General features: G+C 73.5%; 19 protein-coding genes and 1 tRNA gene. 12 read left to right on the top strand and 8 right to left on the bottom strand.

Annotated elements, in window-relative coordinates:
• Positions 1-47: 47 nt before the first annotated feature.
• The 6 genes from LR269_RS14740 to LR269_RS14715 all read left to right on the top strand — a co-directional run bounded on the left by LR269_RS14740 (position 48) and on the right by LR269_RS14715 (position 7208).
• Positions 48-626 carry a GNAT family N-acetyltransferase gene (locus tag LR269_RS14740; RefSeq protein ID WP_231431509.1) on the top strand — a complete coding sequence of 193 codons (579 nt, stop codon included), beginning with the start codon at positions 48-50 and terminating at the stop codon, positions 624-626.
• Between the two features lie 76 nt (positions 627-702).
• Positions 703-2133 carry an amidase gene (locus tag LR269_RS14735; RefSeq protein WP_231431508.1) on the top strand — a complete coding sequence of 477 codons (1431 nt, stop codon included), beginning with the start codon at positions 703-705 and terminating at the stop codon, positions 2131-2133.
• Between the two features lie 47 nt (positions 2134-2180).
• On the top strand, positions 2181-3050 hold the full coding sequence (locus LR269_RS14730) for an ABC transporter ATP-binding protein (RefSeq protein ID WP_231431507.1): 870 nt from the start codon (positions 2181-2183) through the stop codon (positions 3048-3050).
• Between the two features lie 72 nt (positions 3051-3122).
• On the top strand, positions 3123-4091 hold the full coding sequence (locus LR269_RS14725) for an iron-siderophore ABC transporter substrate-binding protein (RefSeq protein ID WP_231431506.1): 969 nt from the start codon (positions 3123-3125) through the stop codon (positions 4089-4091).
• Positions 4063-6198, top strand: coding sequence for an iron ABC transporter permease (locus tag LR269_RS14720; RefSeq protein ID WP_255679974.1), 2136 nt, complete (start codon positions 4063-4065; stop codon positions 6196-6198). Before LR269_RS14725 ends, LR269_RS14720 begins: the two co-directional genes overlap by 29 nt.
• Positions 6199-6269: 71 nt before the next feature.
• Positions 6270-7208: a siderophore-interacting protein gene (locus LR269_RS14715; RefSeq protein ID WP_231431504.1), complete on the top strand. Its 939-nt coding sequence runs from the start codon at positions 6270-6272 to the stop codon at positions 7206-7208.
• Here LR269_RS14715 and LR269_RS14710 read toward each other — a convergent pair.
• From LR269_RS14710 to LR269_RS14675, 8 genes are all read right to left on the bottom strand, one after another.
• On the bottom strand, positions 7171-7593 hold the full coding sequence (locus LR269_RS14710; RefSeq protein WP_231431503.1) for a Fe-S oxidoreductase: 423 nt from the start codon (positions 7591-7593) through the stop codon (positions 7171-7173). The genes LR269_RS14715 and LR269_RS14710 overlap by 38 nt on opposite strands.
• On the bottom strand, positions 7590-9113 hold the full coding sequence (locus LR269_RS14705) for an NAD(P)/FAD-dependent oxidoreductase (RefSeq protein WP_231432363.1): 1524 nt from the start codon (positions 9111-9113) through the stop codon (positions 7590-7592). The genes LR269_RS14710 and LR269_RS14705 overlap by 4 nt, the downstream gene beginning before the upstream one ends.
• A 95-nt stretch (positions 9114-9208) precedes the next feature.
• The gene (locus LR269_RS14700; RefSeq protein ID WP_231431502.1) at positions 9209-10060 is read right to left on the bottom strand and encodes an arginase family protein; all 852 of its coding nucleotides are present in this window, start codon (positions 10058-10060) and stop codon (positions 9209-9211) included.
• Between the two features lie 165 nt (positions 10061-10225).
• Positions 10226-10960 carry a PspA/IM30 family protein gene (locus tag LR269_RS14695; protein ID WP_231431501.1) on the bottom strand — a complete coding sequence of 245 codons (735 nt, stop codon included), beginning with the start codon at positions 10958-10960 and terminating at the stop codon, positions 10226-10228.
• Between the two features lie 88 nt (positions 10961-11048).
• Entirely contained in the window at positions 11049-13103 is a 2055-nt protein-coding gene (locus tag LR269_RS14690; protein ID WP_231431500.1) for a TPM domain-containing protein, read from the bottom strand.
• Between the two features lie 184 nt (positions 13104-13287).
• Positions 13288-13360, bottom strand: a tRNA-Arg gene (locus LR269_RS14685).
• 63 nt (positions 13361-13423) lie between these two features.
• Positions 13424-14617, bottom strand: coding sequence for an ROK family transcriptional regulator (locus LR269_RS14680; RefSeq protein ID WP_231431499.1), 1194 nt, complete (start codon positions 14615-14617; stop codon positions 13424-13426).
• Positions 14617-15237, bottom strand: coding sequence for an iron ABC transporter ATP-binding protein (locus LR269_RS14675; protein WP_231431498.1), 621 nt, complete (start codon positions 15235-15237; stop codon positions 14617-14619). The genes LR269_RS14680 and LR269_RS14675 overlap by 1 nt, the downstream gene beginning before the upstream one ends.
• A 38-nt stretch (positions 15238-15275) precedes the next feature.
• Here LR269_RS14675 and LR269_RS14670 point away from each other — a divergent pair, with 38 nt between their 5' ends.
• From LR269_RS14670 to thrB, 6 genes are all read left to right on the top strand, one after another.
• Positions 15276-16949: an arginine--tRNA ligase gene (locus LR269_RS14670; protein ID WP_231431497.1), complete on the top strand. Its 1674-nt coding sequence runs from the start codon at positions 15276-15278 to the stop codon at positions 16947-16949.
• A gap of 28 nt (positions 16950-16977) precedes the next feature.
• Complete coding sequence (locus tag LR269_RS14665; RefSeq protein ID WP_231431496.1) at positions 16978-17781, top strand: DUF2993 domain-containing protein; 804 nt, start codon at positions 16978-16980, stop codon at positions 17779-17781.
• 143 nt (positions 17782-17924) lie between these two features.
• Positions 17925-19364, top strand: a complete 1440-nt coding sequence (lysA, locus tag LR269_RS14660) for a diaminopimelate decarboxylase (RefSeq protein WP_231431495.1) — start codon at positions 17925-17927, stop codon at positions 19362-19364.
• Positions 19361-20671 (top strand): homoserine dehydrogenase, encoded by a 1311-nt coding sequence (locus tag LR269_RS14655; protein ID WP_231431494.1) that lies wholly within the window; start codon positions 19361-19363, stop codon positions 20669-20671. Before lysA ends, LR269_RS14655 begins: the two co-directional genes overlap by 4 nt.
• Positions 20668-21777, top strand: a complete 1110-nt coding sequence (gene thrC, locus LR269_RS14650; protein ID WP_231431493.1) for a threonine synthase — start codon at positions 20668-20670, stop codon at positions 21775-21777. Before LR269_RS14655 ends, thrC begins: the two co-directional genes overlap by 4 nt.
• Positions 21774-22718 (top strand): homoserine kinase, encoded by a 945-nt coding sequence (gene thrB, locus LR269_RS14645; protein WP_231431492.1) that lies wholly within the window; start codon positions 21774-21776, stop codon positions 22716-22718. Before thrC ends, thrB begins: the two co-directional genes overlap by 4 nt.
• Positions 22719-22944: the final 226 nt, after the last annotated feature.

Here is a 22944-nt window from a genome sequence, read left to right as displayed (position 1 = left end):
AGGCATCCCGAAACCTGCTCGCAATCTCGCCGACGTAGTCTGACGGCATGCTCGAGGAGGAATACCAGGAACGCCGGGTGCTCCCGCATCACCTGCGGAAGCCCGCGCCCGTCGAGGCGCCGTTCGAGTACTCGTTGCGCGACGCCGTTCCGGCCGACCTGCCGAGCGTCCGCGAGATCTACAACCACTACGTCGCGAACTCGACGGTCACGTTCGACGAGGACCCGATGACGCTCGCCGAGTGGCGCGCGAAGTTCGTGCAGCTCGCCGACCTCGGCATGCCGTTCATCGTCGCCGAGTCGCCGACGGGGCAGCTGCTCGGCTACGCGCTCGTCGCGCCGTGGAAACCGAAGCGCGCCTACCGGTTCACCGTCGAGGACTCGATCTACCTCGGACCGGCGGCGACCGGCAAGGGCCTCGGTCGGGTGCTGCTCGGCGAGCTCATCGAACGCTCGAAGGCCGCCGGCATCAAGGAGATCATCGCCGTCATCGCCGACCAGGGCGCCGAGGGCTCGCTCGTGCTGCACGAGCGGTTCGGATTCACCGAGATCGGACGGATGGGCCGGGTCGGATTCAAGTTCGACCGGTGGCTCGGCACGATCCTCATGCAGCGTTCGCTGAAATAGGGCGGATGCCTCGCGGCCGCACCGCTCGGTCGACGGTGCCGCCGGCGGCGGGCCGGCACCGCCGTAGGCTCGGGGCATGACCGAGCTGCACGAGCACACCGCCCTCGACCAGTACCGGCTGCTCCAGGCGGGGGAGGTGTCGCCGACGGAGCTCGCCGCTCACTACCTCGGGCGGGTCGAACGGCTGAACACCGAGGTCGGCGCATTCGCGACGGTGACGCCCGAGCTCGCCATCGCGCGAGCCGGCGTCGTCGAGCGCGACGTGCCGCGGTCGAGACCGCTGTGGGGGCTCCCGCTCGCCGACAAGGACCTGCAGCTCCGCGCGGGCGTGCCTGCGGAATTCGGATCGCGTGCGTTCGCGGACTTCGTGCCCGACGAGTCCGACGAGTTGGTCCGCGCCGTCGACGCGGCGGGTGCCGTGAGCCTCGGCAAGACGGCGACGCCCGAGTTCGGCCTGCCGTCGTACACCGAGGGCCTCGCCTTCCCGCCGGCGCGGAACCCGTGGAACCTCGAGCTCGGGGCGGGCGGGTCGAGCGGGGGAGCGGCGGCCGCGGTCGCCGCCGGCATGCTGCCGTTCGCCCCCGGTTCCGACGGCGGCGGCTCGATCCGGATCCCGGCCGCCGCCTGCGGACTCGTCGGCGTCAAGCCGTCGCGCGGCCGGGTGCCGGCCGGGCCGGGCCTCGCGAGCCTCGCGGGCCTCGGCGTCGCGGGTCCGATCGCCCGCACGGTCGCCGACGCCGCGCTGCTGCTCGACGGGCTGATCGCGCCGCTCGGCTATCCCGCAGCGCACCGGTACGCACTGCGCGCGCCGGGCGACGACGGGCCGTTCCTCGGCGCGGCGATCCGCGGCGAGGGGCGCTACCAGCTCGGAGTGATGACCGATTCGCCGTGGGACGACTGGGTCGAGATCTCGATCGAAGCGCCGGCGATCGCCGCGCTCGACCAGGCGATCGGCGTGCTCGACGGAATGGGCCACGGCATCGAACGGGTGCCGGCCTCGCCGGAACCGGGCTACGCCGACGCGTTCCGCACGGTCTGGCAGGCGGGCGCGGCGACGATCCCGGTCGACGGCGACCGCGAGGCGCTGCTCGAGCCGCTCACCCGCTGGCTGGTCGAGCGCGGACGCACGGTGCCCGCCCGGCAGCTCGCCGAGGCGCTCTCCTGGCTCACGGGATTCGAGGAGCGGGTGATCCGCCGCTTCGCGTCGTTCGACGCGATCGTGACCCCGGCGCTCGCGCTGACCCCGAGGCCGGTGGGCTGGTACGACGCGGTCGACGGCGAGCGCAACTTCGCCCAGCAGGTGCAGTTCACTCCGTTCACCTCGTTCGTGAACGTCTCGGGGCTGCCGGCGATCACGGTGCCCGTCGCGGAGACCGACGACGGGGTGCCGCTCGGCGTGCAGCTCATCGGCCGACCCGGCGGCGAGGGCGTGCTGTTCTCGATCGCCGCGCAGCTCGAGCGTCGGAGCGGCCGCAGCACGCGGCATCCCGCCCTCTGGGCATCATGACGAAGCGGATTTGACGAGGTTAGGTAAGCCTCACCTATAGTGGAGGCATGCTCGGTCTCGACCTCACGATCTCCTACAACGGCACGCCAGTCGTGCACGGCGCGGAGCTCCACCTCGAACCGGGCAAGGTCACCGCCCTCGTCGGACCGAACGGCAGCGGCAAGTCGACGCTGCTGCGTGCGCTCGCACGGCTGCACCGACCCGACTCGGGGCGCGTGCTGCTCGCCGGCGGCGACGCGCACACCGTCTCCGACGGGGCGCCGGGAACGGCCGACGACCTCGCCGAGCGGGGCGTCGACGCCGCAACGCTCAGCGCGCGCGAGTTCGCCCGGCGGGTCACGCTGCTCGCCCAGAGCCGCCCGACGCCGGGCGGGCTCTCGGTGCGCGAGCTCGTCGAGTTCGGGCGCCACCCGCACCGCGGCCGCTTCATCGCGGGCGATGCCGGCGGTGCCGCGATCGTCGACCGGGCGATGGAGTTGACGGGCGTCGCGGACCTCGCGGCGCACGCCGTCGACGAGCTCTCGGGCGGACAGCTGCAGCGCGTGTGGCTCGCCGCCTGCCTCGCGCAGGACACCGGGGTGCTCCTCCTCGACGAGCCGACCACCTACCTCGACCTGCGCTACCAGGTCGAGCTCCTCGACCTCATCCGCGAACTCGCCGACGAGCACGGCGTGACGATCGGCGTCGTGCTGCACGACCTCGACCAGGCGGCGGCGATCGCCGACCGCATCGTGCTGCTCGAGTCCGGCCGCGTACGTGCCGTCGGCACCCCGGCCGAGGTCCTCGTCAGCGACGTGCTGAGCTCGGCCTACGGCATCCGGGTCGACGTCGACGTCGACGAACGCGGCTGCATCACCACGTGCCCCATCGGCCGCTACAACACCAGGCAGCGCAGTCCGCGCCTCGCCGTCGCCTGACCCGAATCCCCGACCACCCCCATGCGCGGGCACCGCTGTGCCTGCGCGCCCGACCATGAGGAATCCTCTGCCATGAGAACACCCGCCATCGCCCTCAGCGCCGTCGCCGCGGCATCCCTGCTGCTCCTCACCGGATGCGGCACGACCGAGGCGCCCGAAGCGGCGACCGACGCCGACGCGGCGATCACCGTGACCGACGACCGCGGCGAGGAGATCGCGCTCGACGCGCCCGCGGAGAAGGTCGTCGCGCTCGAATGGAACACGGCAGAGAACCTCGTCGCCCTCGGCGTCATGCCCGCGGGCGTCGCCGACGTCGCCGGCTACACGGCCTGGGTGCAGTCCGAGCCGCTCGACGAGGGCGTCACCGACGTGGGCATGCGCGGCGAGCCCTCCGTCGACGCGATCGCGGGCCTCGCCCCCGACCTCGTCGTCACCACGACCGACCTGCCAGAGACCGTGATCGCGCAGGTCGAGGAGTTCGCTCCCGTGCTCGTGGTGCGCGGTGCCGACGCCTCGAACCCGATCGGCCAGATGGAGTCGAACCTCGAGCGCATCGCCACGGCGACCGGTACCGAGGAGGAGGGCGAGGCGCTCCTCGACGGGTTCCACGCCGAGATCGACGAGGGCAAGGCCGCGATCGAGGAGGCGGGACTCGCCGGCACGCCGTTCATGATGAGCGACTCGTGGGCCTCGGGCGGCCAGGTCTCGATCCGACCGTTCACCGAGGGCGCCCTGCTCACCGCCGTCACCGAGGAGCTCGGCCTCGAGAACGCCTGGACGGGCGAGGGCGACGCCGACTACGGCCTCGGCTCGACCGACGTCGAAGGGCTCACCGGCCTCGGCGACCTGCAGTTCCTGTACATCACGAACGGCGAGGCCGACGCATACGCGGTCGACCTGGCCGACAACGCGGTCTGGAAGTCGCTGCCGTTCGTGCAGTCGGGCAACGTGCACCGCCTGCCCGACGGCATCTGGATGTTCGGCGGCCCCTCGTCGATGAACGACTACATCGATGCGGTCGTCGACACCCTCGCGGGCTGAGACGACCGTGTCGTCCGCCGCGTCGGCCGGGAGCCGTGAGCGCCCCCGGCTCGGCGCGGTCCTGCTGCTGGCCGTCGGGGTCGTCGTCGCGACGCTCCTGGCCGCAGTCCACGTCACCCAGGGGTCGTCGGGTGTCGGGCTGCCCGAACTCGTCGGCCTCATCACGGGCACCGGCGGCGACGACCAGTCGGCCGCGATCTTCCTCGCCTCCCGGATGCCGCGGCTCGCAGCCGGCGTCGTCGTCGGCATCGCGCTCGGGGTCGCCGGCCTCATCCTGCAGTCGGTCTCGCGCAACGTGCTCGCCTCGCCCGACACGCTCGCGGTCAACGCCGGCTCGTACCTCTCGGTCGTCGTCGTCGCCGCATTCGGCATCTCCCTGCCCGTGATCGGCGGCGGTGCCGTGGCCTTCATCGGCGGCCTCGCCGCCGCGGGGCTCGTGCTGGCGCTCTCGGCGAGCGGCTCGCGCGGCGCGACCGGCGGCTCCGGCGGATCGGGCGGCACCGTCCGCCTCGTGCTGGCGGGCTCCGCCATCGCGCTCGCCCTGACGGCGCTCACGACCATGCTGCTGCTGCTCTTCCCGGAGCGGACGACCGGGCTCTACGCGTGGAGCCAGGGCACCCTCGCGCAGACCGGTATCGGCCCCGCCGCGCAGCTCGCGCCGGTCGTCGGCGTCGCCGTCGCGGCACTCTTCGTGCTCGCACGCCAGTTCGACCTCGTCGCGCTCGGCGACGACACCGCGACGGTGCTCGGCGTCGACGTGCGGCGCACCCGCCTCGTCGGCGTCGTCATCGCCGTGCTGCTGTCGGCCTCGGCCGTCGCCCTCGTCGGTCCGATCGGCTTCGTCGGCCTCGCCGCGCCCGCGATCGTGCGGCTCATCGCCGTGCGGGTGCCGGGCATGCAGCGGCACGTCCTGCTCATCCCTGCGGCGGCGCTCATGGGCGTCATCGTCGTGCTGGGCGCCGACGTGCTGCTCCGGCTCGCCTTCGGCGGGGAGGCGGCCGTCGAAGTGCCGACGGGCGTCGTCACCACCATCTTCGGCGCGGTGTTCCTCATCGCGCTCGCGCTGCGGTCGCGCGCGACGAGCGAGGCCGCGAGCGGGTTCGTGATCGGCACCGGGCTCTCACGGCGGGGGCGCGCATTCGTGATCGCCGGGGCCGCCGTGCTCCTCGTCATCCTCGCGTTCGTGTCGCTGCTCCTCGGCGACGCGAAGCTGCTCGGCGGCGACGTGCTCAACTGGGCCACCGGGCAGGCGGGCCCGCTCGTCGAGTTCGTCATGAACACGCGCGCCCCGCGCGTCGCCGCCGCGATCCTCGCGGGCGCGGCCCTCGCCGTCGCCGGCACGGTCGTGCAGGCGGTCTCGCGCAACCCGCTGGCCGAACCCGCGATCCTCGGCGTGACGGGCGGCGCGGGCGTCGGCGCGGTGCTCGTCATCACCTTCTGGCCGCTCGCGAGCTTCGTCGCGGTCACGACCGGCGGACTCGTCGGCGCGGCGGCCGCGGCCCTCATCGTGTTCGGCCTGTCGCTTCGCGGCGGGCTCGCGACGAGCCGGCTCATCCTGGTCGGGCTCGGCGTCTCGGCTGCGGCCTCGGCGATGGTCGCGATGCTCATCATCGCGACCGACCCGTACAACGCCGCGAAGGCGCTGACCTGGCTCTCGGGGTCGACCTACGGGCGGACGTTCCCGCAGCTCATCCCGCTCGTCGTCGTGCTCGCCGTCGCGCTGCCCCTGCTGGTCGCGACCCGGCGCGAACTCGACCTGCTCGCGTTCGACGACGACACCCCTCGGGTGCTCGGCGTGCGACTCGGCAACGCACGGCTCGGCCTGCTCGCGATCGCGGTCGCGCTGACCGCGACCGCCGTCTCGGCGGTCGGCGTCATCGGCTTCGTCGGGCTCGTCGCGCCGCACGCCGCACGAGCCCTCGTGGGCGCCCGCCATGCGCTCGTGCTGCCGCTCGCGGCGCTCCTCGGCGCACTGCTCGTGACCGTCGCCGACACGATCGGCCGCACCGTCATCGCGCCCGGGCAGCTGCCCGCGGGACTCGTGACGGCCGTCGTCGGCGCGCCGTACTTCGTGTGGCTGCTCTGGCGCTCGCGCCGTACCGCCTGACGAACCGGCGGGCCGCTGCGCGACCCGCTCCCGCTCGATCCGACCCCGACCCCACGACAGGAGCCAGCTCCATGGCCAAGCCCGGATACCGCGTCTTCGAGACCGTCGTCGGCGAGATCCGAAGGATGTCGCCGCACTTCGTGCGGGTGACCTTCCGCGGCGATGATCTCAACGACGTCGGCTGGGACGGACCCGACCAGCGCATCAAGGTCGTCCTCCCGCTCGAAGGCGTCCCGGAGGGGGACGACGGGTTCGGCTGCTTCCCGAGGGGCGACGACTGGTTCGGCGACTGGCGTGCGCTGCCAGACGAACGGCGCAACCCGATCCGCACGTACACGATCCGCGACGCGCGCCCCGAGACCGGTGAGCTCGACGTCGACTTCGTCGCGCATGGCGACTCGGGGCCGGCATCGCGCTGGATCGCACGTGCTGAGCCGGGGGAGCGGATGCTGCTCGTCGCGCCCGATGCGACGAGCGACGAGCCGCCCGGCGGGTGGGAGTGGCACCCCGGCACGGCCGGCACGCTGCTCATCGCCGGCGACGAGACGGCGGTGCCGGCGATGAGCGCCATCCTCGCGCAGCTTCCGGCATCCGCGCGAGGCGCCGCATTCCTCGAAGTGCCCGCCGCGGGCGACGTGCTCGACATCGAGGCGCCGCCCGGGGTCGTCGTGCAGTGGTTGCACCGCGGTGGCGACGAGCACGCTGAAGCGACCTACGGTGCCCGGCTCGTCGAGGCGGTCCGAGCCTGGGCCGACGACGAGCTCGGCGCTCGGGGCGCCGCCCGGGCGGAGGCCGCCGCCCCCGCCGATGCCGAGCTGCCCGCACTCGCCGACGACGAGATCCTCTGGGAGGTGCCCGAGGCCACGGCCGACGACGGCGTCTACGCCTGGCTCGCCGGCGAGGCGACGGCGATCACGACGCTCCGCCGCCATCTCGTCAAGGGCCTCGGCGTCGACCGCCGGCGCGTGGCCTTCATGGGGTACTGGAAGCTCGGCCGCGCCGAGGGGTAGCGCGCAGGTAGCCGCCCGCCTCGAGCCCGGCTTCGATCTCGAAGCGGTTGCGCAGCGGATCGCGCCCGGCGATGAGGTAGAGCACGGGCAGCAGCATGCCGTACTTGCGCCACTGGGCCTGGTGCACCGCCTCGTGGCCGAGCACCCGGTCGCCGTCGTTCGACCCCGTGAGGTAGCACCCGCCGACGCACGACCCGCCGCGACCGTAGGTCCACTTCGGCATGCCGGTGAACACGACGAGGCCGTTGCGGACGGTCACGGGGCCGGTGCTCCAGAGGAAGCCCCACGTGAAGCCGACCGCGGTCGCCCACCAGTAGCCGAGGCGGCTGATCCGCGAGTCGGTGAGTCGCACGCGGAGGGTGCGACTCGATGCGGGTGCGGTCATGCGGCGGGCTCCTCGTCGGTCGTCCCGGTGCGTCGCGAACCCCGAGGTTCCCCTCCCGCTGCGGCCGCGACGCCCTGTTCGGCCGCCTCCGGACGGCCGAGGGCCTCGAGGAGCCGAAGCCAGACCTCGCTCATCGTCGGGAACGCGGGAACGGCGTGCCACAGCCGGTCGACCGGCACCTCGCCGACGATCGCGATCGTCGCCGGATGCACGAGCTCCGCGACGTCGGGCCCGACGAACGTGGCGCCGATCACCGTGCCGAGCTCGCCGTCGACGACGAGCCGCGCCCGACCGGTGAAGCCGTCGGCGTGGATGCCCGCGCCGCTCACGGCGGCGAAGTCGACGTCCGCGACGCGGACGTCCCGTCCGGTGCGACGGGCGGCCTCGGCGGTCATGCCCACGGCCGCGCACTCGGGCTCGGCGAAGACGATCTCGGGAACGGCCGAGTGGTCGGCGGTCGCGGTGTGCGCGCCCCACGGCGCGAGGTCGAGCGGGCGACCGGTGGCGCGTGCGCCGATGAGGTCGCCGACGGCGCGGGCCTGGTACTTGCCCTGGTGCGTCAGGAGCGCACGGTGATTGACGTCGCCGACCGCGTACAGCCACGGCGTCTCGTCGTTGACGGCCGCCAGCACGAGCAGGCTGTCGTCGACATCGAGCCAGGCACCCGGCTCGAGCCCGACGGTCTCGAGCCCGAGCGAGCCGGTTCGAGGGTGTCGGCCGGTGGCGACGAGCACCTCATCGGCGACGAGCTCGTCGCCGTCGTCGGTCATGATGCGGACCGCCCCCTGCTCGTCGCGGGCGACGCGCACGGGTTCGACGCCGAGACGCACCGTCGCCCCCAGTCCGCGCAGACCCTCGGCCACCGCCTCGCCCACGAAGGGCTCCATCGCACCGAGCAGCCCGTGGCGGGCGAGCAGCACGACCTCCGTGCCGAAGCCGGCGAAGGCCGTGGCCGCCTCGACCGCGACGGCGCCGCCGCCGATGATCGCCAGGCGGCGCGGCGGACGCTCGACCGACGTCGCCTCCCGGCTCGCCCACGGCGCGGCCTCGACGAGTCCGTCGACCTCCGGGATCAGGGGATCCGACCCGGTCGCGACCACCACCGCATGTCGGGCCACGAGGGCGAGGTCCGAACCGTCGGGGCGCTCGACGACGACCCGGCGCGGCCCGTCGAGCCTGCCGTGTCCGCGTTCGAGCGCGATGCCGACGCTCTCGAGCCACCCGACGGCGCCGTGGTCGTCCCAGTCCGAGACCCACTCGTCGCGCCGGCGCAGCACCGCCGGCACGTCGAGCGCGCCGGTCACGGCCTCGGCCGCGCCGGGGACCCGTTGCGCCGCCCGCAGCGCCGCGGCACTCCGCAGCAGGGTCTTCGACGGGATGCACGCCCAGTACGAGCATTCGCCGCCGACGAGCTCGTGTTCGACGAGGACCACCTCGAGTCCGGCCGCCCTCGCCCGGTCGGCGACGTTCTCGCCGACCGGCCCGCCGCCGATCACGACGACATCCGTCTCGCGCTGCATCCCCGTCATCGGCGCCTCCCGTCGCGGCCGCAGTCGTCCTTCGCCACGGCCGACGAACCCCAGCCTAGGCCCGCCCGGGGGCGGGTCGCCGCGGATCAGGAACCCTGACGGCTGCCCGACGTCAACGCCCCGACGAGGCGCAGGATCGTCGGCAGGTCGTCGACCGCCCTCTCCGGACTCGCGGGGGTGAAGCCCGCGATGGCGGCACCCGCGAGCGGGAACCGACCGGCCACCTCGCGCAGGAGGGTCGCGAGCTCCGCGGCTCCGACACCGAACGGCATCGGGTACGAGAGTCCCGCGAGCGCCGACGGGTCGAGCACGTCGAGGTCGACGTGGACGAAGACGTGCGAGGCCCCCGTCGCCTCGAGCTCGCCGATCACGACGGTCGGGTCGGAGAGGTCCTCGACCGTGAGCACGGGGATCTCGTGCTCGTCGATGAACCGGCGCTCCTCGTCGTCGATGGCGCGCACGCCGCCGAGCACGAGCCGTGCGGGGGGCACCCGGGTCGCCTCGTCGAGCGCGAGTCCGTCGGCGCCCTCGCCGGTGATGGCGCGGAGCGCCATGCCGCCGAAGCCGCCCGACGGCGAGCTCTCCGGCGTGTTGAGGTCGGGGTGCGCGTCGAGCCAGAGCACGGCGAGGTCGCCACCGGTGCGTTCGACGGCGTGGGCGACGGCGGCGAGCGAGGTGCCGCAGTCCCCGCCGATCGTCAGGGCCCAGTCGGGCACGAGCGCGAGCGCCTCGGCCGCCGCATCCCGGACCCGCCGGATGGTGCTGTAGCGACGAACCCCGGTGCCGAGCGATTCACCCGCTTCGACCGGCACGTCGACGGTGACGGTCGCGGAGCTCGGCAGGTCGCCGAGGATCGCGGCCGCGCCGTCGGCGAGGCTCATCGCACGGGACGACACCGAACCCTGCCAGAGCGGGACGACGACGAAGGTTGCTGGCATGCCTTCCAGTATCGCGCCGCCTGGCGCCGCACGACCAGCGCGACGGCCGATGTCGCCGACCATCGGGGGCGGGCCACACGATCGCATCGGCGGCCGACGGCTCCGACGACGGGGCGGATGCCTCGGGGCCGACCCCGAGGCATCCGCCCCGTCGCGCCTCGTGCGTCAGCCGCCGATGGCGCCCTGCGAGCCGCCCGCCTTCAACGCGGCGAGCCGCGCGTCGACCTCGGTGAGCTCGCCGAGGTCGTCGAGCTCGTTGAACTGGGCGTCGAGGCTCGACGCAGCGAGCTCGGCCTGTCCGCGAACGACGGCCTCCTCGCGCCGGATCTTGTCCTCGAAGCGGCCGATCTCGCTCGTCGGGTCGAGGATGTCGATCGACTTGACGGCGTCATGCACCTGCTTCTGCGCCTGCGCGGTCTTCGCCCGGGCGACGAGCTCCGATCGCTTGTTCTGCAGCTGGACGAGCTTCTCCTTCATGCCGTTGAGGCCCGCCTTGAGCTTGTCGACGACGTCGGTCTGCGCGGAGATCTGCGGTTCGGCGGCCCTCGCCTCGTTCTCCGACGAGATCTGGCGACTGAGCGCCACCTTCGCGAGGTTGTCGAACTTGTCGGCGCCCGCGGCATCGCCAGCGGCGCGCAGCTCGTCGCCCTTGCGGCTCGCGGCGACCGCCTTCTCGCCCCATTCGCGGGCGGCCTCGACGTCTTCGCGGTGGTCGTCCTCGAGGAGGCGCAGGTTGCCGATCGTCTCGGCGATGGCGGCTTCGGCGTCGGCGATCGAGTTGGTGTAGTCGCGCACCATCTGGTCGAGCATCAGCTGCGGGTCTTCCGCCTGGTCGATGAGCGCGTTGATGTTGGCTCGCACGAGCTGCGAGATCCGTCCGAAGATGGACTGCTTGGTCATGGTTACTCCCTCGTTCGTTGGCTGGTTTCGGTCGTCGGGCGGCCTGGGCGGCCGTGGGGTGATGCCGTGCTCGGCGATGCGTGGCGGTTCAGAATCGGCCTCCGCTTCCGCGGCGGCCGCTCGAGCCCGAGCCGCCGAAGCCGCCGCCGAATCCGCGCGATCGGCCCGAGCCGCCGAAGCCGCCGAACCCGCCCGATCCCGTGAACCCGCCGAACCCGCCCGAGCTGCGGGAGCCGCGTGAGCCGCCGCCCATCGAGCCGCCGATGATGCCGCCGATCACGGCGGCGAGCAGTTCGCCGCCGTCGACGCCGAAGTCGCCGGCCCCGCCCTGGTCGAAGCCGCCGACGTCCTGCTGGGCGATGGCCAACGCCGAGGCGGCGAGCTGCTGGGCGCGCTCGGCGGTGGCGAGTGCTGCGGCGGGGTCGATCGGTGCGGTCTGTTCGGCCTGCACGATGAGGCGGCCGGCCTCGGCGAGGCGGGTGCGCGCGTCGGCGCCGACGGCGCCGCGCCGGGCGACCATGTAGTCCTCGGCCGACTGCGCCTGGGCCCTCGCGGCCTGCAGCGTCCGCTGGAGCTGCGTCCCGAGCTTCGCCGCTGCAGCGGCGGCGTCGCGGGCACCCTGGATCGCGCCGTCGATCTCGGCATCGGCCTTGGTGAACCGCGCCTGGAGCTCGATCGGGTCTCGCCCGGTCGCGGCGACCGCGGTTCGCAGGGCGGATGCCTCGGCGGCGACCCGTTCGGCGACCGCAGCCGCGTCGGCGCCGAGCGAGCGGGCCGTCTCGACGTCGGCATCGAGCTCGTCGACGCCCGCCGCGACCGTCCGGTCGGCCGCGGCGAGCTCGTCGGCGAGCCGGTGGACCGCTGCGGCGAGGAGCTTCGCCTGGTCGACTGCCGCCTCGGCGGTCCGGATGCCGAGTGCGGCGGGGCCGGACTCGCCACGGGAGAGCGCCGCCGTCGCCTCGGCCAGCGTCGTGCGGGCGAAGGCCATGCGCGCCTCGGCCTGTGCCGGGTTGTCCGCGACCGGCGCGAGCGCCGAGGCGGCGTAGACGCCCTGCAGCTCGGCGAGCCGCTGCCCGGCGGGTGCGATGCCGGCTTCGACCGTGCCGGCGAGGGCGTCGACGCGGGCGAGCGCCTCCGGGGCGTTGCGCTCGACGTCGCGCAGGGCGTCGAACTGCTCGACCTGCGCGTCGAGGATGCCGTCGGCCTCGCCGGCGAGTCGGGCGATGTCCTGATACCAGCCGCGACGTTCGTCGTCGGTGTCGGGCTCGGCGTCGTCGAGTCGCTGCTGCAGTGCGAACGCCTCGCCGAGCTTCGCCTTCGCCTGGTCGAGCGCGGTGCGGAAGTCGGCCGTCGCCTGCTCGCCGAACGACGCGACGGCGAAGCCGAGCTCCTCCTCGCTCGTCCGCACGGCGTCGTCGGCCTGGACGAGCGCGGTGCCGGCCTGGCGCCGCAGCTCGTCGATCGACGGTGCCGGCGGTGCCGGCGGGATTCCGGGCTTCCCGGAGCCGGCCGCAGCGCGCCGCTTGCGACGGGCGAGGACGAACCAGACGATGAGGACTGCGGCGCCGGCGATCACCAGCAACCAGATCGCGCCCGTGCCCCCGCCCTGTCCCGTCGACGGCTCGTCACCGGGATCGGCTCCGGGCGCGACCGGACCGCCGTCGGCGTTCGCGTCGGCGATCGCCGACGCGCCGGCGATCGCGGCGCCGGCCCAGTCCTCTGCGCGGAGCTCGGGTTCGATGACCTGCGTCGAGATGCGCTGCAGCTCGGCGTCGCTCAGTGCGGCGTCGCTCGAGGCCGAGAGGTAGTACTGCCGGCCGTCGACCGCGACCGCGAGCAGGTAGTCCTCGGTGCCGAGGCCGTTGTCGATCGCCGTCTGCTCGGCCCACGCCTCGGCCGTCGCGGGATTCGTGAACTCGCCCACGTAGGCGACGAAGAGCTGGCGACCGCTGCGGTCCGCGAGGTCGCCGAGCGCGCGCTCGACGTCGTCGAGGTCGCCGCCGAGCACCCCCGCCTCGTCGACGACGGGGGAGGAGCCGAACGAGACCGGGTCGTCAGCCCACGCGGCGCCCGCGCCCGACAGGGCGACCAGCGCTCCCGCGACCATCGCGACGATCACGGACCACGTGCGCTTCGAACGCATGCACCAGCGCCTTCCCCACTCCGAACGGACGAGTCCGAGTCTATGGCGGGGCGTGGCCGATCGTCCATGCGGTTGCATCGGGCACGGCGGCCGTGGTCGGCGGCCGGCGGCGCATCCGCTTCAGGGGCCCCGGAACGCATTCGAGCGGGGAGCCGGAACCGGCTCGACCCGCTCGATCGCAACGTGCCCCCGGAGGGATTCGAACCCCCGACCTACGGTACCGGAAACCGGCGCTCTATCCCCTGAGCTACGGAGGCGCACAGTTGAAAACCCTACCATCATCCGGGCCTCGTCGACGCCCGTCGACGAGCCCTCGGGGGTCAGGGCAAGGCGAGTCGCGCGACCGTGCCGAGCAGGTCCTCGCGCACCTTCGCGGTGACGAACGCGGTCGTGCCCTGCAGCACGGCGTCGCCGTCGACGTGGGTGGCCACGACCTCGGGGTACCAGCGGCTGAGACGCCGGATGTCGCGCTCCACGGCCTCGGCGAGGCGGCTGCCGCCCACCGCCGCCGTCGGCCCGGCGAGCACCACGAGTCCCGGGTCGAGCATCGCGAGCACCGGCAGGGCGATGTGCGCGATCCGCTCGCCGAGTTCGTCGACGATGACGTCCGTCGCGTCGCTCGCGGCGACCGCGGCGAGGAGCCCGGGGAAGTCGTCGGCCTCGACGCCGTGCGCCGCCGCCAGCCGGCGCAGGCCGATCGCCCCGACGAGGTCGCCGCTCGTCGTGGCTCGGTCGTCGAGCTCGCGCGCCTCGGCCGACAGCGGCAGGAAGCCGATCTCGCCCGCGCCGCCGAACGTGCCGCGGTAGAGGTCGCCCGCCACGTCGAACGAGGCGCCGACGCCGTTGCCGAGCCAGAGCAGCACGAACACGTCGCGGCCCTCGCCGGCTCCGGTCTCGCGCTCGGCGACCGCGGCGAGGTTCACGTCGTTCTCGATGTAGACGGTGACGCCGAGCGCCGCCTCGAGCGTCGCCCGCAGACCGGTCGTCGGCCAGCCGGGCAGGGTCTCGCTGAACAGCGCCCCCTCGCCGCCCGGGTCGACGTAGCCCGCGGTGCCGATGCCGACGGTGTGGACCGCGGCCGGGTCGGTGCCCGCCGCCGCACTCGCCTCGAGGATCGCCCGGCGCACCTCGTCGACCGCCGACCGCTCGCCGACGTCGCGCGGGAGCCCGATGGTGACGAGCGGCCGATCGCTGCCCGCGGCGTCGACGACCCGTGCGCGCAGTTCGAAGGCGTCGATCGCGATGGCGACCCCGAGCGGCCGATCGATGCGCGCCGCGTACAGGGTGGCGTTGCGGCCGGGGCTGCCCGCGACCTGGCCGCGCTCCTCGACCACGCCCGCCGCGATCAGCCGGCTCATCATCATCGATGCCGTCGGCTTCGAGACGCCGACGAGCTCGCAGATCCGGTTCCGCGTCAGCGGGCCGTGGTCGAGGAGGGCGGACAGGCCGACGCGGTCGTTGACGGCTCCCAGCCAGGAGGGAGTGCCCTGCGTCTGTCGCGTGGGCCCGGCCATCACGCGGCCTCGAGATTCGCGATGACCGCGCTCACGAGCGTCTGGGCGTCGCCCGGCTCCACGAGCTCGGTCGAGGCGATCACGATCCAGTAGGGGCCCGTGAACACCTGCGCCTCGCCGTTCTCGCCCGTGCGCTCGAAGTACCCCTCGACGTCGGGCGGCGTGCCGTAGGTCGGGACCGGGTGCGACGAGAGCGCTGCGTCGTTCTTGCGCGCCTCCAGGGCCGACTCCGGCGGCGTGGCGACGGCGACCTCGATGAGCGCGCCGTTCGTCTGGTTGACGAGGCCGCACGTGGTGCCCGCCTCGTCTGCGACGCCCGTGATGCCGTCGGCCTGCGGTTCATAGCCGGGTGCCGGGCTGTAGTTCGGGTTGAAGGCGTAGACGTCGTCGGGGGTGAGCAGCACGTCGCACGCGATCTCGAACGGGGTGGCGGGCTCCTCGGTCGGGACGGGGCTCTCGCTCGCGCCGGGCTCGGGCGCCTCGGACGCCGGGGGAGGCGTGGCGGAGCCGCTGGGATCGGGAGCGTCCTGGGCGCACCCGGTGAGCGCGAGCGCGGCCGCCGCGACGATCACCGCGAAGACGGTCGGGCGGTGACGGAGCGGGTGGGGCGAGCGCGGCATGTGACGAACCTTATCAATGAGGCGGATAGGATTTGCGGGTGACTCCCGCCGATCTCGCGAACGCCCTGTACGACCTCGTCCTCGCCCTGGTCGAGCGACGTCGTGCCGCCGGCGTCGAGGTCGACCTCCGGCTCGAGCCGGGCGACGTCGTGCTCGAGCGACCGAAGCTCCGCGAGCACGGCGACTGGGCGTCGTCGATCGCCCTGCGCATCGCCAAGCCGCTCGGAATGAACCCGCGCGAGGTCGCGGGCGAGCTCGCGCCCGCGCTCGCCGGAATCGACGGCGTGGCCAGTGCGGAGATCGCGGGCCCGGGCTTCATCAACATCCGCCTCGACGCCGCGGCCGCCGGGGCGCTCGCGAAGACGATCGTCGAGCAGGGCGCCGACTACGGGCGCAGCGACTCGCTCGCCGGCTCCGTCATCAACCTCGAGTTCGTCTCCGCGAACCCGACGGGGCCGCTCCACATCGGCCACACCCGCTGGGCCGCACTCGGCGACTCGATCAGCCGCGTGCTGCGCGCAGCCGGCGCCGAGGTGGCGAACGAGTACTACATCAACGACGCCGGCAACCAGATGCAGATCTTCGGCGCCTCGGTGCTCGCAGCGGCCAAGGGCGAGCCGACCCCGGAGGGCGGCTACCCGGGCAGCTACATCGCCGACCTCGCCGCCCGCGTGCTCGAGCGCGAGCCGAGGCTCGCCGAGTTCGAGCACGATGTCGCCCTGCACACCGCGACCGAGATCGCGTACGAGCTGCAGCTCGCCGAGATCAAGGCCTCGCTCGAGCGCTTCAACGTGCACTTCGACGTCTGGACGAGCGAGCGCCGACTGCACGCGAAGGGCGACGACGGCCTCAGCGACATCGACACGGCGCTCGCCCGGCTTCGGGCGCAGGGCCACGTCTACGACGCCGACGACGCGGTGTGGGTGAAGACGACCGACTTCGGCGACGACAAGGACCGGGTGTTCGTGCGCGGCAACGGCGTGCCGACCTACTTCGCGGCCGACTCCGCGCTCTACCTCGACAAGGGGGACCGCGGCTTCAAGCACAAGATCTACCTGCTCGGTGCCGACCACCACGGCTACGTGCACCGGCTCAGGGCCCTCGCGGGCGCCGCGGGCGACGACCCCGAGCGCGATGTCGAGGTGCTCATCGGCCAACTGGTGAGCGTGAACGGCGCCCGGCTGTCGAAGCGCGCGGGCAACATCATCGAGCTCGACGATCTCCAGGCGTGGCTCGGCACCGACGCGCTGCGGTACACGCTCGCCCGGTACCCGGCCGACTCGCCGCTCACGATCGACCCCGAGATCCTGCAGCGTCGCGGCAACGACAATCCCGTGTTCTACGTGCAGTACGTGCACGCCCGCACGACGCAGCTCGCGCTGAACGCGCAGGCGTCCGGCGTCGACCGTTCCGCGTTCGCGCCCGAGCTGCTCGAGCACGAGACCGAGTCGGCGCTGCTCGGCGCACTGCAGGAGTTCCCGCGCATCGTCGCCCAGGCGGCCGAGCTGCGCGAGCCGCACCGCGTCGCTCGCTATCTCGAGGAGCTCGCGGGGCTGTTCCACCGCTGGTACGACAACTGCCGCGTGCTGCCGCTCGGCGACGAGCCGGTGGGCGACCTGCACCGCACCCGTCTCTGGCTCAACGACGCGACCGGCCAGGTCATCCGCAACGGCCTCGACCTGCTCGGCGTCTCGGCGCCCGAGCGCATGTAGCACTCCGCATCCGAACGAGGGGGCACCGATGAGCGACGAGCAGCCGACGATCCCACTGGACGTCGAAGACCCGGAACCCGCGCCCCGCAAGCGCCTCGGCCGAGGGGCGAAGATCGGCATCGTCGTGGCGGCGGTCGTCGTCGGCCTCGTGGCGATCGCCGTGGTGGCCGACGTGATCGCGCGGGGCGTCGCCGAGCAACGGGTCGCCGAGGAGATCCGTGCGAACCTGCCCGACCAGGTCGAAGGCGACGTCGACGTGACGATCGGCGGCTTCTCGGTCATCGCGCAGTACCTCTCGGGCTCGATGGACGAGGTCGCGCTCAGCGCACCCGACCTCGAGGTCGACGGCGCGCCGATCGATGCGCAGGTCACGTTGCAGCAGGTGCCGGTCGACCTCGCGTCGCCCGTCGGGCACCTCACTGCGACCGTCTCGACCGACGAAGCCTCGCTCAACCGGCTGATCGACGTCCCGGGTGCGACCGGCACCGTGACGCTCGGCGACGGGACGGTGGGCTACGAGGGCAGCGTCGAGGTGCTCGGCGCCCCCATCTCCTATCAGGTCACCGCGGCGCCGACCGCCGCGGGCGACCGGATCCTGCTCGAACCGGTCGGCGTCGAGGTCGGCGCGGGCGGTGCATCGTTCGACGTGTCCGGGCTCATCCAGCGGCTCATCGGCGACGACCCCGTGCCGGTGTGCGTCGCCGAGCACCTGCCCGAGGGCATCGAGGTGACGGGCGTCGCGGTCGCACCGGGCGCGGTGCGGGTCGACCTCGCGGGCGACGACGTCGAGCTCGACGGCGATGCGCTCGGCCGCACCGGCCACTGCGACTGACCGCCGATTCGGCCGGGCCCGCACGCCTCGGTAGACTCGCGGGTAGTCCGACCCACAAGGTCGGCACGCATCAGGCTTCAGGGACCGATCCGGGTTCGCTCGCCGCGAGCGACCGTCGATTCGTTCCCTCCTGTGAGGTTCCCGTGGCATCCGTTCCCGCAGACCCCGGCGCGCAGCGCGCGCCGGCCGACGTCAACGCGCTCGTGCCGCAGGTCTGGCCCGCGAGCGCACGTCGCGACCCCGCGGGCCGCATCGAGATCGCCGGCCTCGACGCCGTGTCGCTGGCCGAGCGGTTCGGCACCCCCCTCTACGTCGTCGACGAGTCCGAGGCGCGTTCGCGCGCCCGACGGACGCGGCTCGCGTTCGAGGCGGCGGCACGCGCGGCGGGCACCGATGTGACCGTCTATTACGCCGGCAAGGCGTTCCTGTCCGGCGAGGTCGTGCGCTGGGTCGTCGATGAGGGGCTGGCGGTCGACGTCTGCACCGGTGGCGAGCTCGCGGTCGCGCTCGCAGCCGGGGCCGAGCCCGCCCGATTGGGCTTCCACGGCAACAACAAGTCGCTCGCCGAGATCGCCCGCGCGGTCGAGGTGGGCGTCGGTGCGCTCATCATCGACAGCGAGGTCGAGATCGAACGCGTCGCAGGCGCGGCGGCGCGCGCCGGGCGCCGGCAGCGGGTACGGCTGCGGGTCAACAGCGGGGTGCACGCGTCGACGCACGAGTTCCTCGCAACCTCGCACGAGGACCAGAAGTTCGGCGTGCCGCTCGAACGCGCGGTCGAGCTCGGCGAGCGCATCCGCGCGCACGACTCGCTCGAGTTCCTCGGGCTCCACTGCCACATCGGCTCGCAGATCTTCGACGCCGAGGGCTTCGCCGAGTCGGCCGCCCGGCTGCTCGCCGCGCACGCCGACCTCTCGGCCGTCGAGCCGCTGCCCGAACTCAATCTCGGCGGCGGGTTCGGCATCGCCTACACGGCCGCCGACACCCCGCAGCCGATCGAGGAGATCGCCGACGGGATCGTCGCCGCGGTCGTCGCGGGGTGCCGCGAACGGGGCATCGCAGTGCCGCGGCTCGCGTTCGAGCCGGGCCGGTCGATCATCGGCCCCGCCGGCGTCACGCTCTACACCGTCGGCACGGTCAAGCCCGTGCCGATCGAGGGGGGCGCACGGCGCTACGTGAGCGTCGACGGCGGCATGAGCGACAACGCCCGCACGGCGCTCTACGGCGCGGCGTACTCGGCCAGGGTCGCGAACCGCGTCTCCGACGCCGCCCCCGCGCTCAGCCGGGTCGTCGGCAAGCACTGCGAGGCGGGTGACGTCGTCGTCGACGTCGAGCACCTGCCGGCCGACACGGCGCCCGGCGACCTCGTCGCCGTCGCGGCCACCGGCGCGTACTGCTGGTCGCTCGCCTCGAACTACAACCACGTGCCCCGCCCGCCCGTCGTCGCCGTGCGCGACGGTGAGGCCCGCGTCATCGTGCGCGGCGAGTCGATCGACGACCTGCTCGCCCGTGATCTCGGGCTCGAGGCACCCACCGTCGCGACGAGGACCGTCGCGACGAGCACCGTCGAAGGGAACCCCGCATGATCGAGTACCGGTCCATCCGAGTCGGACTGCTCGGGGCGGGCTCGGTCGGCTCGCAGGTCGCACGGCTGCTGCTCGACCATGCCGACGAGCTCGCGCAGCGGGTCGGCGCGCGCCTCGAACTCGTCGGCATCGCCGTGCGCGACCTCGGGGCGCGGCGCGACACCGACCTGCCCGCCGAGCTGCTGACGACCGACGCAGAGGCCCTCATCCTCGGCTCCGACGTCGTGATCGAGCTCATGGGCGGCATCGAGCCCGCCCGCACGCTCGTGCACCAGGCGATCGCCTCGGGCGCCGACGTGGTCACGGGCAACAAGGCGCTGCTCGCCTCCCACGGCCCCGAGCTCTTCGCCGCGGCCGAGCAGGTCGGCGCGCAGCTCTCGTACGAAGCCGCGGTCGCCGGGGCGATCCCGATCATCCGGCCGCTGCGGGAGTCGCTCGCGGGCGACCGCATCGAGCGCATCCTCGGCATCGTGAACGGCACGACGAACTTCATCCTCGACCGGATGGACCAGACCGGCGCCTCCCTCGAGGACGCGCTCGCGACCGCGACCGAGCTCGGCTACGCCGAGGCCGACCCGACGGCCGACATCGGCGGCTACGACGCAGCGCAGAAGGCAGCCATCCTGGCGAGCCTCGCGTTCCACACGAGCGTGCCGGTCGAGGCCGTGCACCGCGAGGGCATCACGGGCGTCTCGGCGGCCCAGGTCGAATCGGCGCGCCGGGCCGGGTACGTCGTGAAGCTGCTCGCGATCTGCGAGCGCCTCATCGACGCCGAGACCGGCGACGAGGGCGTCTCGGCCCGCGTCTACCCGGCGCTCGTTCCGCGCAGCCATCCGCTCGCCGCCGTGCACGGGGCGAACAACGCCGTGTTCGTCGAAGCCTCCGCCGCAGGGCCGCTCATGTTCTACGGCGCGGGCGCCGGCGGAGTGCAGACCGCCTCCGCCGTGCTCGGCGACCTCGTCGCCATCGCCCGGCGCCGGGTCTCGGGCGGGCCCGGCACGGCCGAGTCGACGCACGCCGAACTGCCCCTGCTGCCGATCGGGCGCATCACGACGCGGTACGCGATCACCCTCGAGGTCACCGACGAACCGGGCGTGCTCGAGCAGATCGCGCGCACGTTCGCCGAGCACGGCGTCTCGGTCGAGCAGCTGCAGCAGACCGTCAGCGAGGGGTCGCGGCGCGCGACGCTCGTGATCGGCACCCACGAGGCCACCGAGTCGGCGCTCGCCGACACGGTCGCCTCGCTCGCCGAGAGCCCCGTCGTCGCCTCCGTCGCATCCGTCCTCCGAGTCGAAGGAGCCCAGTGAACACCCCGAACCCGACGCCCACCCCCAAGCCCGGCTCGCGCCAGTGGCGCGGTGTCATCCGCGAGTACGCCGACCGTCTCGACGTGACCGACGCGACCCCGATCGTGACGCTCGGCGAGGGCGGCACGCCGCTGCTGCCGGCCCCCGCACTGTCGCGTCGCACCGGCGCGGACGTCTGGGTGAAGTTCGAGGGCATGAACCCGACCGGCTCCTTCAAGGACCGGGGCATGACGATGGCGGTCACGAAGGCCGTCGAGCACGGGGCGAAGGTCGTGATCTGCGCCTCGACCGGCAACACCTCCGCATCGGCCGCCGCCTACGCGACCCACGCCGGCATCGGCGCGGCCGTGCTGCTGCCCGAGGGCAAGGTGGCGATGGGCAAGCTCAGCCAGACGATCGCGCACGACGCGAAGCTCATCCAGGTGCAGGGCACGTTCGACGACTGCCTCGACATCGCGCGCGACCTCGCCGCGAACTACCCCGTGCACCTCGTCAACTCGGTGAACAACGACCGCATCGAGGGCCAGAAGACCGCGGCGTTCGAGGTCGTCGAGGTGCTCGGCGACGCACCCGACCTGCACGTCGTGCCGGTCGGCAACGCCGGCAACTACACGGCGTACACGCGCGGTTACCGCGAGGACATCGCGGCGGGCAACGCGACCCGGATGCCGCGCATGTTCGGCTTCCAGGCCGCGGGCTCCGCGCCCATCGTGCGCGGCGAGCCCGTGCGCGACCCCGACACCATCGCGAGCGCGATCCGCATCGGCAATCCGGCGTCGTGGGAGCTCGCCCTCCAGGCGCGCGACGAGACCGACGGGTACTTCGGCGCCATCGAGGACGCCGCGATCCTCGAGGCGCAGCGCATCCTCTCGGCCGAGGTCGGGATCTTCGTCGAGCCGGCCTCGGCGATCTCGGTCGCCGGCCTGCTCGAGCGAGCGGCCGCCGGCGCCGTGCCGCGGGGTGCGCGCGTCGTGCTCACGGTCACCGGCCACGGCCTGAAGGACCCGCAGTGGGCCCTCCGCACGGCCGACGGCTCCGACGTCGAGCCGACGGTCGTGCCGGTCGACACCGCACAGGTCGCCGCGGCGTTGGGACTCGCCTCATGACGGGCACGCTCGTCGCCGACGCGACCACATCGCTCGTCGGCCGTACCGTCCACGTCAAGGTGCCCGCCACCTCGGCGAACCTCGGGCCCGGCTTCGACACCCTCGGGCTCGCCCTCGCGCGCTACGACGAGCTCGAGGTCTCGGCGACGCCGGCGGGCGTCGAGGTCGAGGTGCACGGCGTCGGCGAGGGCGAGGTGCCGCTGGACGCGTCCCACCTCGTCGTGCGCGCGATCGCGCACGCGTTCGAGCGCGCGGGCGTCGCGCTGCCCGGGCTGCGGCTCGTCGCGCACAACGCGATCCCGCACGGCCGCGGCCTCGGCTCGTCGGGCGCGGCGATCGTCGCAGGGGTGATGGCGGCGAAGGGCCTGCTCGACGGGGTCGTCGACTTCTCGGCCGACGACCTGCTCGAGCTCGCGACGGAGCTCGAGGGCCACCCCGACAACGTGGCGCCGGCGCTCTTCGGCGGACTCACGATCGCGTGGGTCACCCCCGAGGGACCCCGCCACAAGAAGCTCATCGTGCACCGCGGCGTCTCGCCGCTCGTGCTCGTGCCCGAGCACGAGATGTCGACGGCGCTCGCGCGTTCGCTGCAGCCCGAGCAGGTGCCGCACGAAGACGCGGTCTTCAACGTCTCGCGCTCGGCGCTGCTTGTCGCGGCGCTCATCCAGAGCCCCGAGCTGCTCTTCCAGGCCACGGAGGACAAGCTGCACCAGCACTACCGCGCGGCGGCCATGCCCGAGACCGACCGGCTCATCCGGGCACTGCGCGAGGCGGGACACCCCGCCGTCGTGTCGGGTGCCGGCCCGTCGATCCTCGTCCTCGCGAACGACCCGAGCGCCCGAGCAGCGGCGATCGACCTCGTCGAGCGGACGGCCGACACGGTGTGGCAGGCGCTGCCGCTCGCGGTCGACTTCAAGGGCGCGACGGTCACCGTCGCCTGAGCCGCGCTGCCCGCCGACGGCCGGCACGCCGCGACGTGCGCCGCTGCTGCTCGGTCGCGCTCGTCGCAGTCGGATGCCTCCACGCGATGTTTCTCCACAACGGGGCGTCGCGTGGCAGGCTGGGCGGCCGCACGGTGTTAGACTGACTGCGCACCCGGCGGGTGAAGCGGCTGATACGTCAGACCCGACACCGCTCACGAGCCGCATCGTGCAATTCCCGGCAATC

Origin of the sequence: Agromyces sp. S2-1-8 (assembly GCF_021129215.1) — a bacterium.
GTDB lineage: Bacteria > Actinomycetota > Actinomycetes > Actinomycetales > Microbacteriaceae > Agromyces > Agromyces chromiiresistens.
Note: the sequence above shows the minus strand (reverse complement) of the source record. Positions and strands in the feature narration are given on the sequence as shown.